The sequence below is a fragment of the Tahibacter sp. genome (genome assembly GCF_032229445.1).
Lineage (GTDB): Bacteria > Pseudomonadota > Gammaproteobacteria > Xanthomonadales > Rhodanobacteraceae > Tahibacter.
The window spans coordinates 1-13,286 of sequence record NZ_JAVTWC010000126.1; the positions used below are offsets into that span (position 1 = coordinate 1).

The 13,286-nt window shown below is 66.5% G+C and carries 9 protein-coding genes; 2 read left to right on the forward strand and 7 right to left on the reverse strand.

What is annotated here, in order from left to right; all coding sequences use genetic code 11:
• Window positions 1-159 precede the first annotated feature (159 nt).
• From RUU78_RS24055 to RUU78_RS24085, 7 genes are all read right to left on the reverse strand, one after another.
• Complete coding sequence (locus RUU78_RS24055) at window positions 160-696, reverse strand: hypothetical protein (RefSeq protein WP_313920310.1); 537 nt, start codon at window positions 694-696, stop codon at window positions 160-162.
• Between the two features lie 64 nt (window positions 697-760).
• The gene (locus RUU78_RS24060; RefSeq protein ID WP_313920311.1) at window positions 761-1,255 is read right to left on the reverse strand and encodes a hypothetical protein; all 495 of its coding nucleotides are present in this window, start codon (window positions 1,253-1,255) and stop codon (window positions 761-763) included.
• A gap of 73 nt (window positions 1,256-1,328) precedes the next feature.
• Complete coding sequence (locus RUU78_RS24065; RefSeq protein WP_313920312.1) at window positions 1,329-2,288, reverse strand: hypothetical protein; 960 nt, start codon at window positions 2,286-2,288, stop codon at window positions 1,329-1,331.
• Entirely contained in the window at window positions 2,288-3,220 is a 933-nt protein-coding gene (locus RUU78_RS24070; RefSeq protein WP_313920313.1) for a 5'-nucleotidase, read from the reverse strand. Before RUU78_RS24070 ends, RUU78_RS24065 begins: the two co-directional genes overlap by 1 nt.
• A gap of 90 nt (window positions 3,221-3,310) precedes the next feature.
• On the reverse strand, window positions 3,311-4,849 hold the full coding sequence (locus RUU78_RS24075) for a S8 family serine peptidase (protein WP_313920314.1): 1,539 nt from the start codon (window positions 4,847-4,849) through the stop codon (window positions 3,311-3,313).
• Between the two features lie 310 nt (window positions 4,850-5,159).
• Window positions 5,160-5,924: an NAD kinase gene (locus RUU78_RS24080; RefSeq protein ID WP_313920315.1), complete on the reverse strand. Its 765-nt coding sequence runs from the start codon at window positions 5,922-5,924 to the stop codon at window positions 5,160-5,162.
• A 241-nt stretch (window positions 5,925-6,165) separates the two neighbouring features.
• A complete protein-coding gene (locus RUU78_RS24085; RefSeq protein ID WP_313920316.1) occupies window positions 6,166-11,118 on the reverse strand; it encodes an NAD-glutamate dehydrogenase domain-containing protein in 4,953 nt (1,650 codons plus the stop codon).
• Between the two features lie 219 nt (window positions 11,119-11,337).
• Here RUU78_RS24085 and RUU78_RS24090 point away from each other — a divergent pair, with 219 nt between their 5' ends.
• Complete coding sequence (locus tag RUU78_RS24090; protein WP_313920317.1) at window positions 11,338-12,105, forward strand: TetR/AcrR family transcriptional regulator; 768 nt, start codon at window positions 11,338-11,340, stop codon at window positions 12,103-12,105.
• Window positions 12,102-13,277, forward strand: coding sequence for an efflux RND transporter periplasmic adaptor subunit (locus RUU78_RS24095; RefSeq protein WP_313920318.1), 1,176 nt, complete (start codon window positions 12,102-12,104; stop codon window positions 13,275-13,277). The genes RUU78_RS24090 and RUU78_RS24095 overlap by 4 nt, the downstream gene beginning before the upstream one ends.
• Window positions 13,278-13,286 lie beyond the last annotated feature (9 nt).

Genomic DNA, 13,286 nt, shown 5'->3' on the forward strand with positions numbered 1-13,286 from the left:
GGTGCAAGCGGAGCTTGCCCACGTTCTCCGAGAATCAATCGCTTGCGCGATCGACTCTCGAGCGATCCATTCTGGATCGCGCTAGCAGGCTGTTTCTCAACAGCCTGCTAATCTCTCCCCTGCCCGCATGCACCACGGTCTCGCCGCCTTCCGGATGGATCAGAATGCGCCGAGCGCGTGCACCTTCGCGACCAGCGCGCGCTTGTGGTTGTCGTGCAACGGCTTGTGCCAGTTGACGATGACGTGCTCGTGTTCGGTCTGGATGAAGCCGGCGGCCAGCGCGACCTCCAGCGCACGCGCATCGCCGCAATGGCCGAAGAACGCGTCACAGCAGGCCGCATATTTGCGAAAGGCATATTTCAACAAGTAGAACCACAAGCCGCCGGCTGCGCGCAGTGCGTCGCGGTGTTCCGGCAGCATCAGGCGCATGGTGTCGCCGTCGGAGCACGAGCCGCCGGACAGGTAGACGTCGCCGAACGGCATCATGTGCGAGAAGCCCGCCAGATGCAGGCTTCCGCCGGGTGCGCGGTAGAAGCCGACGAGATGGCGCGGGATGTCCGGCGGCGGATGGCCGAACTTGCGCCGGAACAGGTCGGCAACGAGAAAGCCGGCGTGGTCGATCTCGCTGATGGTGATGAAATCCTGCAGCGTCGGCGGCAGGATTTCACGGGGGTCGAAATGTTCGCCGCTGAGCATGCGGAACCTCGTTCGGAATCGATGGATTGAAATCGCGCGGGCGCTGAACTCGCGCGGCGTGCACTCAGAACGGCATGAAGCTCCTGGCCTTGGCGATCAGTTCGCGCCGGCGCCGCGGGCTGGGTTCGCGCGTCCAGTACGCGAGCAGGTATTCGATGCCGGTCTCGCCGAAGCCGAGCTTGGGCGTGGTCTGCAGCGCGCGCGCATCGCCGCAGCACGTGAAAATGGCTTCGCATTGCGGACCCCAGCGCTCGAAACCGTAGCGCAGCGTCGCGAGCATCAGGCCGCCGTACTCCTTGAGCGCCGCGCGCTGCGACTCACTCATGCCGCGCAGCAGATCACCGTCCGTCGTCGCGCCGCCGGCCAGGAAGATGTCGGCGCAGTCAGTGAAATGCACATAGCTCACCGGCACGAAGCTGCCGTCGTCGCGCTTCCAGAAGGCGACCACATGGTGCGGAAAATCCGGAGCCGGCACCTTGTAGTTGCGCTGGAACAGACCGTCGGCGAACGGCGGCCCCTGGTCGACTTCGGTGACGTGGATGAAATCGGCGATGCTCATCGTAAGATCCTCGCGCAACAGCGCGCGATGGTCGCATTGCCCGCGCAGACGGACAACCGGCGACGCGGCGGCCTCAGCGCAACCCCGACGCGCAGCATTCGCGCCAGACTGCGTCGCCGCGCGCCTGTGCCTGGGCGAGCTGCGCCGCATCGAGCGGCGCGGCCATTGCCTGCAGGTAAAGCTCGATGAGCCGCGGCGGCCATGCGCGGCCGTGTTCCGTTCGCGCCAGTGCGTGCATGTCGGCATAGGCGGCGATGTCGTCGCGGGGCTTCAGCGTGCCGTTCGCGTAGGCGTCCGCACGAACCTGCAGCGCGCGCACTTCGCCGGCACGCACGGCGCGGTCAAGGTAGTCGGCTGCACGCTGCCGGCGCGACTGCGCCTCGCGCGCAAGGTTAGGATCGTCCGATTCCGGTGTCAGGCTCGCATCCTGTGCGGAATACATCGCATAACCGACCATCGCACCGGCATCGCCGGCTTCGGCCGCGCGCCGCAGCCATTCCAGCGCGGCCGGAAAATCCGCGGTGGTGATCGCGTTCTGCGTGCCGACGCAGCGGCGGTCGAGTTCCGCGTAGCCTTCCTGCATCAACAGCATCAGCAACTCCGGTGACACGGGCTGACCACCGAGGCGCGGCGGTTCCACATCGGCGGCCATGCCGCTGACGACCGTGTCCTCGATCTGTTCCGGCGTCATCGGCGAGTAATACTCGCACTGGGCCAACAACTCGCCGAGTTCCGCCGCGGCAGCCATGTCGCCCTGGTTCGCACGCCGCTCGAGTCCAGCACGCCGCTGCGCAAAATCGACCGCAGTCTGCGGTTGCTGCGGCGCCCCTTCCGGCCGACGGGACGCCGCAGCGCTGATCGCGGGCGCATCCTCCGGCGACTGCGGTGCCGACAACGACGGACGGACGTGCGCCGCGGCCGGCGGTGCGGTGTCGTCAGCGGAGGCGGAAGGTGTCGCCGGTGACGGACGAGCGGCGTACCACGCAGCCGCAAACACAACGATGCCGGCGATCAGCGCGATCGCCCTTCGCATCAGCGCCGCGGCTCGTTCGACACGCCGTGCGGCACATGCCCGGTCGCGACGTGGCGCCGCGCCGATTCGACATTGCTGCGCGAATCGTCGAAGAAAATGTCGGCGCCGAAGGCTTCGAGGAATGGTCCCTTGTCGCGGCCACCGAGAAACAGCGCCTCGTCGATGCGAACGCCCCAGGCGCGCAGGGTCAGGATCACGCGCTTGTGCGCCGGCGCCGAACGCGCGGTGACCAGCGCAGTGCGGATCGGCGAGTGCTCGAGCGGGAACGCGCTCTGTATGCGATGCAAGGCGTCGAGAAAACCGCGGAACGGCCCGCCGGGCAGCGGATTCGCGGCATGCTCGGTTTCGTGGCGATGAAACGCATCGAGGCCCTGCTCCTGCGACACGCGTTCGGACTCGTCGCCGAACAGCACGGCGTCGCCGTCGAATGCGATGCGCAATTGTTCCGAGGCGCTAGTCGGCGCCTTCGACGGCAGGATGGTCGCGGCGGCGACGCCGGCGGCCAGCGCATGCGCGACATCCTCCGGATGCGCCGAGAGGAACACGTCGGCCGCGAACGGCTGCACATAGGCGTGCGTCGGCGCGCCGTTCGTGAACGCGGCGCGCTCGATCGCCAGGCCGTAATGCTCGATCGCGTTGAAGATGCGCAAGCCCGTGTCGGCCGAGTTGCGCGACAGCAGTATCACCTCGACGCGGGGCGCGCCGTTGCCGGCCTGGTTCAGCCGCAATAGCTTCTGCACCAGCGGAAACGCGATGCCAGGCGCGAGCAGGTCGTCCTCGTGCTGCATCTGGTAGCTGCGATACGCGTCGAGGCCGTCGCTCTCGAACAGCGCATGGCTTTCGCCGAGATCGAACAGGGCGCGCGAGGAAATCGCGACGACGAACTTGTCGTCGACGGTGTCGGTGACGGGCGGCAGATCGTTGTCGGGCATGCGCGCAGTGTATCGCTGCGCGCATCGTTCAACTCATGCCATGCCGCAAAATCGACAAAGGGGCCTCGCGGCCCCTTTGTCGTGTCACGTTCAGCGCGCCGGCGCGTCGAAGTCGTCGCTGAACAGGTTATCGGAAGCACGAGCGATGGCGGCGACCATGTCGATCTGGCCATAGCCTTGCACCGGATTCGGGAAGGTCGTGGCCGGAATGCCGCCGCAGACCTGCGTGCTGCTGGTCAGCGGTACTGCAGTCGAGCGGAGGATGTCGGCCACGGCGGCCGGGTTGCCCTTGAGGCCCGGATTGGCCTGCATCAGCAGCGCAACCGCGCCGGCGACGTGCGGTGTGGCCATGCTGGTGCCGCTCAGCGTCGAATAGGCCGTGTCGCTGCTGCGCGTGATCGAGCGCACGCTCGAGCCCGGCGCAACGACGTCGGGCTTGTTGACGGTGCCGGTACCCGCGCCCGCGGCGACCGGACCGCGACCGGAGAAGCCGGAGATGGTGTCGGTCGAAGTGGTCGAACCGATCGTGAACACGTTGTCCAGCGTACCCGGCGCATCGCCGATCGTGCTGCAGGCGGAACCGTCATTACCGGCGGCCGCGACGAACACGATGCCACCGGATATCAGGTTCTCGATGGCGGCGCGGACTTCGGTGCCGGCGATCGCGGTACAGCCTTCGGAAGGTGGGCAACCCCAGGAATTGCCGATCACGTCGGGCGCCTTGTCCGGGTCCGGATTCGCGCCGGTCAGATCGGTCGGTGCGAGGAACCACTGCGCGCATTCGTTGTAGGTCGCCGGCGTGCCGGCGCCGGCATTCATGTTGCGGCAGCCGATCCACTTCGCACCGGGCGCGACGCCGACCTGGTTGGTCGTGCCGTCGTCACCCAGCATGGTTCCGACCGTGTGCGAGCCATGTCCGTTGTCGTCGCACGGTGTCGGCGAATCAGCGGCGCAGCTGCCGTTGGCTGCATGGATGGCGTCATGCCAGTTGTAGTTGTGGTCGGCGACCTGGGTGCCTGCGTCCCAGCCGCGGTACTTGGCCTTGATCGCGTTGTGCGTCCAGCGGATGCCAGTGTCCTGGCCGGCGACAACGACGCCGGCGCCGTTGATCCCCTGCGCCCAGACCTGCGGCGCCTTGATCTTGTTGACGCCCCACTCGATCGCACTGGGAGCCATCGGCAACGGCTGGGCGGCCTGAGTTTCAGCGTCCGGCAGATGCAGCGCGATCGTCGCATTCGACGCGATGGCTTCGACGTCGTCGCGCGCGGCAAGCGCCTCGATCTGCGCCGCGGTCAGGCGCGCCTGGATGGAATTGGTGATCCAGAACGGCCGATAGGCGACGCCTTCCGCATCGAGCCAGCGCCGCAGGTCCGCCTGGGTCACGTCGGCGGTCGCGCGCAGCATGTCGACGAGGGCGCGACGGCGTTCGAGATAATTGCCATCGGTGCGCAGCAGCGACTTCGGTGCCTTGGCCTGCAGGACGATCAGCGTATCGGCGCTACCGGAGCGGGCCGCCTCGGTCCTGAGCACGGCATCGACCTGGGCAGCCTGGCTGGCTACGGCGGTGCAGGATGCCGCCAGGGCGAGCGCGATTTGAATGGACAACGAACGCAGGTTGATCGAACGCATCGGTGAATTCCCCCAAAGAGTGGCCGCTGAGCTCCGACGCGACATCTGCTTCCCTGCAAACGGCCGCGCCCAGCCGTTCGACGATAGCGCCGAACGCGCAATCCGCGCAAACGATCTGACGAGTACCAGCGCACGACTTTGGTGTAGCGAACGCGATCGAACGTCTGTTCGCATCGTCGGCGCGTGGCTTGGACATCCGCCGTGCGGATGGGTCCGGTGACGGAGGGCCTCGGCACGCGGAATAGCGCCGGCGGGCTCCGCTTGCGTCGTTCGATCGCGAAAGCGGTTATTCCGCGGTTTCGACGAGCTGCTACACCTCGAACTGCTCGTTGAGAATCCGGTCCTCGAGGTTGTGCTCGGGGTCGAACAGCAGGTTCATGACACGTTCGCGCGATTCGTAGACGGTCACTTCAACGATGTCGCGAACTTCGTAGGAGTCGGCGGTTGCACTGACGGGCCGCTTGTAGTGGTCGAGCACTTCGAAACGCACTTCGGTTGCCGAGGGCAGGATCGCACCGCGCCAGCGGCGCGGGCGGAACGGGCTTATCGGCGTCATCGCGAGCACGCTCGACCCCAGCGGCAGGATCGGTCCGTGCGCGGACAGGTTGTAGGCCGTCGAACCCGCGGGCGTCGACAGCAGGATACCGTCACAGACCAGTTCCTCGAGCTTGACCGCGCCGTTCAACGACACGCGCACGTGCGCGGCCTGCTTGGTCTGGCGCAGCAGCGAGACTTCGTTGAACGCGGTCGCCGTGACGCTGGAACCGGACTCGGTCTGCACGTCCATCACGAGCGGGCGCAGCACCGTCGGCTGCGCCCGTGCGATGCGCTGGTCGAGCGCATCGACGTGATACTGGTTCATGAGGAATCCGACGGTGCCCAGCTTCATGCCGTAGACCGGCAGGCCTCGCGCGGTGTACCGATGCAGTGTCTGCAACATGAAGCCGTCGCCGCCGAGCGCGACGACGACATCCGCCGTCTCGATGCCCTCGTCGCCGTACCGTTCGCGCAGCAGCGTCAACGCAGCCTGCGCTTCGACGGTCTTGCTGGCGACGAAATGCACGCGTTGGCTCATCGCAGGCGACTCGATGCGGGGGGATGCGCGCAGGGTGCCGGAGGTTGGAGCCAACCGCAATGGCGCTGAGCCAGTGAGGAGAAGCGAGGAACGAGTGACAGCAAGTGCGCGCCGCCGCTTCCACTCGTTTCTCCCTCCCCTGTTTTCCAGCACTCAGCGATAGAGAAGTGAGGAACGATTGACGGCAAGCGCACGCCGCCGCTTCCACTCGTTTCTCACTCCTCTGTGCTCTTTCCTGTCCTCAACGCGCTCCAGCCTGCACCAGCTGAGCCAGGCGACGCACCGCGACCGAGACGATGGGATAGTCGGTCACGAGCTGGCTGCGCATGTCGGCGAACATCCCGAGGGTGAACCGCAGGGAAGCATCGTCGCGATTGAGCCAGCGTTCGACGCGTTCGACGCCGCTGCCCTCGTTGCCCTTGATCACCTGCGCGGCGAGCGCGCGGTGCTGCTGGTAGAGCTCGTCGCGCAGCGCGCCGCGTGCATGCGCATGCCAGCGCGTTTCCACCGGCAACTCTTCCACTTTGGACATGAGCCACTTCAGGTGCAGCGCTTCGCCGAGTGCGAAATGCACCTGCGCGACCTGGGCCACTTCGAGTGCGTGGTCCTGCGCGGTGTCGATGATGTCGAACGACGATACGAGCGCCGGGACGCCGGCGAGCTGTTCGGCGAGTTCATTCGGGAAGCCCTGCGTCAGCCAGCGTTCGCGCGCCAGGTCGAACGCCGTGCGCTCGGTCGGCGACAGCACCTCGACGAGCGACTGCTTGAGCTGCAGCATGCCTGGGTGATAGCGCGTCACGGCCTTGGCGATGTCCAGCGATTCGCCCGGCTGGTTGAGCAGCCAGCGCGTCATGTTGCGCAGCAGCTGCCAGATCACCAGCAGCGCGTCGATCTGCGCGTTGCCGTTGACCTTGCCATCGAGTGCCTCGATCGCCGCCCACATGTCGCGTGCATCGAGCACTTCGCGCGCGATGCTATAGGCCTTGGCGACCGGTGCAGGCGCCTGGCCGGTGTCTTCCTGCATGCGCAGCACGAAGGTCGCGCCCATGCGGTTGATCATCGAGTTGGTCACCGCGGTCGCGATGATTTCGCGCTTGAGGCGGTGGCGCTCCATATGCGCCGAATACTTTTCCTGCAGTGGCCCCGGGAAGTAGCGCTTGAGCTCGCGCGACAGGTAGGCGTCTTCCGGCACGTCGGATTCGAGCAGCTGCTGGAACAGCACGATCTTGGAGTACGACAGCAGGATCGACAGTTCCGGGCGCGTCAGGCCAATGCCACGTGCCTTGCGCTCGGCGAATTCCGCATCGGACGGCAGGAACTCGATCTGGCGATCGAGCAGGCCCTGCGCTTCCAGCGTGCGCACGAAATGCTGCTTGGCGCCGAGGCGGCTGACCGACATGCGCTCCATCACGCTGATCGCCTGGTTCTGCCGGTAGTTGTCCATCAGCACCAGGCGCTCGACCTCGTCGGTCATGTCCGCGAGCAATACATTGCGCGCCTCGAGCGTGAGCTCTTCGCGATGCACCGCGTCGCCGAGCAGGATCTTGATGTTGACCTCGTGGTCGGAAGTGTCCACGCCAGCGGAGTTGTCGATGAAGTCGGTGTTCATCAGCACGCCGTTGAGGGACGCCTCGATACGGCCGCGCTGGGTCATGCCGAGGTTGCCGCCTTCACCCACGAGCTTGCAGCGCAACTCCTTGCCGTTGATGCGGATTGCATTGTTGGCGCGATCGCCGGCGTCGGCATTGGTCTCGGCCTCGGCCTTGACGTAGGTGCCGATGCCGCCGTTCCAGAGCAGGTCGACCGGTGCCTTGAGGATCGCGCGCATGAGATCGTTCGGCGAAAGCTGATCGACGTTCTCCTCGATGCCCAGCGCGGCGCGCACTTCGGGCGACACCGGAATCGTCTTGGCGCCGCGCGGGAAGATGCCGCCACCCTTGGAGATCAGGGCCGCATCGTAGTCGGCCCAGGACGAGCGCGGCAGCGTGAACATGCGCGTGCGTTCCCTGAACGAGATCGCCGAGTCCGGGTTCGGGTCGAGGAAGATGTGGCGGTGATCGAACGCGGCGAGCAGGCGGATGTGCCTGGACAGCAGCATGCCGTTGCCGAACACGTCGCCGGACATGTCGCCGACGCCGACGCAGGTGAAATCCTGGCTCTGGCAGTCGCGGCCCAGCGCACGGAAATGGCGCTTGACCGACTCCCAGCCGCCCTTGGCGGTGATGCCCATGCCCTTGTGGTCGTAGCCGACCGAGCCGCCGGAGGCGAACGCGTCGCCGAGCCAGAAGCCGTGGTCGGCGGAGATCGAATTGGCGATGTCGGAGAAGGTGGCCGTACCCTTGTCCGCGGCGACGACGAGGTAGGGATCGTTCGCGTCGTGGCGCACCACATTGCGCGGATTGACGATCTCCCCGTCGACGATATTGTCGGTAATGTCCAGAAGTCCATTGATGAACATACGGTAGCAGGCGATGCCTTCGGCCAGCTGCGCGTCGCGGTCGCCGCCGACCGGCGGACGCTTGACGAAGAAGCCGCCCTTGGAGCCGACCGGCACGATGACCGTGTTCTTGACCATCTGTGCTTTGACCAGGCCCAGCACTTCGGTGCGGAAGTCCTCGCGCCGGTCCGACCAGCGCAGACCACCGCGGGCGACCGGGCCGAAGCGCAGGTGCACGCCTTCGACACGCGGCGAGTAGACGAAGATCTCGCGATAGGGTTTTGGCTTGGGCAGGTCGGGCACCTGCGCCGGGTCGAACTTGAAGCTGATGTAGTCCTTCGGCTTGTGGCCGTCGAGCTGGTAATAGCTCGTGCGCAGGGTCGCGCGGATAACGCCGAGGAAACTGCGCAGGATGCGGTCCTCGTCGAGGCTCGCGACGCGATCCAGCAGCACGCGGATCGCGGCGATGATGGCGTCGGCCTGGACTTCGCGCGATTCGCCACGCGCGGCGTACAGCGCCTCGAACACCAGCGCGCTGCTGGAGCGCACGTCGGCGGGCACCAGCGCGTCGATCTCCTTGGCCAGGCGCGCGCGCGCCTGCTCGACTGCGGCCGGCCCCGCGCTGTCGCGCGCCGGATCGAACTTGGTTTCGAACAGTTCGACGAGCAGCCCGGCGATGGCCGGATACTGATTGATCGTCGCCTCCATGTACGCCTGCGAGAACGCAACGCCGGTCTGCAGCAGGTACTTGCAATAGCCGCGCAGCACGGAGACCTGGCGCCAGTCCATCTGCGCGCCGAGGATGAGCTTGTTGAACGCGTCGTTCTCGGCATGGCCGCGCCAGATGCGTTCGAACGCGTTCTGGAACGCCTCGCGCACTTCGTCGATGTCGAACTCGCAGGCCATTGCCGGCAGTACGTCGAAGTCCTGGATCGAGATCGTCGATTCGCCGAGATCCATCTCGTAGGGATGCTCGGACAGGATCTTCAGACCCATGTTCTCGAGCATCGGCAGCGCGTCGGACAGCGTGATCGGCATGCCGTAGCGGAACAGCTTGAAGCGCAGGCCGCCCGTCTTCTTCGGCGAACGGTACAGCGACAGGCGGATGTCGTCGGGCGTCTTCAGCGCGGCCGCGGCTTCCACGTCGGCGACCGCGAGATGCGGCGTGATTTCCTCGATATAGCTGGCCGGCAGCGCCTTGCCGTAGCGGTTGGCGAGCTTGAGGCCCTTTTCCTCGCCGTGCTTGAGCACCAGCGCGTCACGCAGTTCGTCCGACCAGTTGCGCACGATCTGGGTCAGCTTGCGCTCGATCTCGGCCACGTCATAGCTGGCGCGTTCGCCGGGCTTGGGCCGGATGATCAGGTGCAGGCGCGCCAGTGCGGATTCGCCGACCTGGACGGTCGAGTCCACCCGATCGCCTTGCAGCTCGCGCTTGAGCATGGTTTCGATGCGCTCGCGCGTGGCGTTGTCGAAGCGGTCGCGCGGGATGAAGACCAGGCAGGAGAAGAAGCGGCCGTACTTGTCGCGACGCACGAACAGGCGCGAGCGGGTGCGTTCCTGCAGTTGCAGGATGCCCATCGCCGTACCGAACAGTTCTTCCTCGGTGGCCTGGAACAGCTCGTCGCGCGGCAGCGTATCGAGAATGTGACGCAGCGCCTTGCCCGAATGCGATTCGCGCTTGATGCCCGAGCGCGTGGAGACCGATTCCACTTTCTGCCGGATCAGCGGCACGTCCTGCGGACGGCGCATGTAGGCACCGGAGGTGAACAGCCCGAGGAAGCGCTGCTCGGTCACCGGCACACCGGCGTCGTTGAAGCCGAGCACGCTGATGTAGTCCATGTAGCCCGGACGGTGCACCGTCGCTCGCGAATTGGTCTTGGTCAGGATGATCGCGTCGGTGGAACCCGACTGCGGCAACTCGCGCGCAGCCAGGGTGTTGAGCGGTCGCGGCGCGGCATTGTCGTCCTGGCGCAGGATGCCCAGGCCGGTGTTCGGCACGGTCACCAGCACGTCGACGCCGTTGACCTTGTCGACCGCATATTCGCGGTAGCCGAGGAACGTGAAATGGTCATGCGCGACGAAGTTCAGGAATTCCTGCGCTTCGGCGATGCCGAGCGCATCGACCGGCAGCTTGCGCTGCGGCAGTTCGCGCGACAGCTGCAGCATCTTGTCGCGCATCACCGACCAGTCGGCGACGGCGGCGCGAACATCGCTCAACGCGCGCGTCACGCCCTGCTGCAGACGCTTGAGTTGTTCCGCCTCGGCGATGCGGCTGATCTCGAAATGCATCACCGACTCTGCCTTGCCCTTGCCGCTGCCGGTATCGGCGCTGAGCGAAAGCACATGACCGCCGGCATCGCGCTCGATGCGGTAGACCGGATGCACGATCGCGTGCACGAGCAGCCCCGCCGCGCTGACCGCGATGCTGACCGAATCGACCAGGAACGGTGAATCGTCGGTGATGACTTCGAGAACGGTATGGCTGGATTCGTAGCCCTGCTCGTCGACCGCGGGATTGAGTACCCGGACCGAGGCGGCACCGCTCTTGCGGATGCGGATGAATTCGAGCAGGTCCAGCGCCATGGCGGCCCATTGCGCCGCAGGCCGGTTGGCCAGGTCTTCCAGCGTCACCCGCTGCAGCAGATGCGCCGCGAACGTCTGTGCTTCCTTGAGCCGGGCGGCGGTCAGCGTGCTCTTGAGTTCCGTCAGCACGGCCTCGACGGCCGGCGCCTGCGCGATCTCGCTGTTGGCGGACATGGGCTTCCTGAAACTGTGAAAGAGGCGCGGAGGATACGCCTGTGGGGCATATGAATCCAGCCGAAAACCGCCTTAAAAACGGGCGTTTAACGAAGGGTCACCGACGCTTTCCGCAGGCCCGGCGGACGCCGCCGGCGGCCGTGCCGCTACGCGCGAATTGCCAGTACCAGTGCCAACGCAAATCGCAGGAGCCGCTTGGCAGGTCGTGCATCGGTTTTCGTGGCCGGGTCGCCCCGATGCGGAAGACCCCTCCCCGACTTTAGTCGTCACCCTATCGACGTGGAGGACACGAACGCCTATCTTCCGCCGATTCTGAACTGGACGGCACAGTCCAAATTCCCGATGACCAGCATCACCACCACTACTTCAAAGCGCCACCAGCGCATGCGCGACGCCGCAATCGAACTGATGTTCGAGCTCGGCTACGCGGTCAGCATGGACGCCGTGGCGCAGCGCGCCGGTTGCTCCAAGCAGACCGTCTACGCGCATTTCGGCAGCAAGGAGGGCCTGTTCCGCAGCGTCGTCAGCGACCTGCTGGGCCCAGTCGGCGCCAGCCTGCAGACCGATTGCGACGACCTCGACGCGGCCCTGCGTGTCTTTGCCCGCGCACATCTGGAACACCTGGCCCAGCCGCGCACCGTGACCGCCGTGCGCATGCTGACGACCGACATCGCGCGTTTCCCCGAAGAAGCCAAAGCGCTGTTCAACGCCGGCGCGCTGTCCATCCAGCGGCGGCTGGCCGAGTGCCTCGGCGCGGCCATGGAACGCGGCGAACTGCGCCATGACGATCCGCTGGCGCTCGCCGAAATGCTGCTCGGAATGTTGGTCGGCTTCGACATCGACCGCCGCCGCCTCGGCCTGGAAGGTCGCGATACCGCGCAGCAGCGCGAGCAGTGGGCCGACCGCGTCATCGACTCCTTTCTACGGGCGCATCGCGCGCCCGACGCTACGTTTCCTCTATCCACCTCTTCAAGGACGTCCTCATGAGCCCGCAGCCACTGCGCCTGCTCCTTCTCACCGCCCTGCTGCTGAGCTTGGCCGCCTGCGGCAAGAAGGCTGAACCGCCCCCCGCGCCGCCGCCGCCGGAAGTCGGCGTGATCGTCGCCAAGGCCGGCGCGGTACCGCTGACGCGGGAGCTGGTCGGACGCCTGGCCGCGACCCGCACCGCCGAAGTCCGCGCCCGCGTACCCGGCATCGTCGAGCGCCGCCTGTATATCGAAGGCAGCGACGTCAAGGCCGGCCAGCCGCTGTTCGAGATCGATCCGGCGCCGCTGCGGGCGGCGCTGAACGCGCGCGAAGCCGCGCTCGGCCAGGCCCGCGCGAACGCGACCAACGCCGACGCCAAGGCCAAGCGCTATCAGGACCTCGCCGCCCGCGGTGTCATCGCCAGGCAGGATCTCGACGACGCCGTCGCGACGCAACGCACCAGTGCCGCCGGCGTGCGCCAGGCACAGGCCGATCTCGAGGCGGCCCGGCTCAGTCTGGGCTATGCCGCCGTAACCGCGCCGATCGCCGGCCGCGCCGGCCGCGCGCTGGTGACCGAGGGTGCTCTCGTCGGCCAGGGCGAAGTCACGCCACTGACCGTGGTCGAACAGATCGATCCGATCTACGTCGACTTCAGCCAGTCCGCCGCCGAAGTCTCCGACCTGCGTCGCGCCCAGGCGGACGGCAAGCTCAAGCTCGCCGCCGCCGACCAGATCGAGGTGCAGTTGTTCCTGCCCGACGGCAGCGCCTACGGCCAGAGCGGCACGCTGAGCTTCTCCGACCTCGCGGTCGATCCGGCCACCGGCGCGATGTCGCTGCGCGCGACGTTTCCGAACGCCGATCGCACGCTGCTGCCCGGGATGTTCGTGAAGCTGCGCCTGACCCAGGGCGAGCTGGAAAAAGCCTTCCTCGTTCCGCAGAAATCGATCCAGCGTGATCCGAAGGGCGCCTTTCTGCTCGTCGTCGGCGCCGACGGCAAGGTGCAGAGCAAGCACGTCGAACTCGGCGAACTGCGCGGTTCCGACTGGGTGGTCAAGAGCGGGCTCGCCGACGGCGACCAGGTCATCGTCTCGGGTCTGCAGAAAGCGCAGCCCGACAAACCGGCCAAGGCCGTGCCGCAGGAACAGCTGGACAAGGCGCCCGCCGCCGCGCCGGCTGCCGCGCCCAAAGCGTAAGGAGAACGC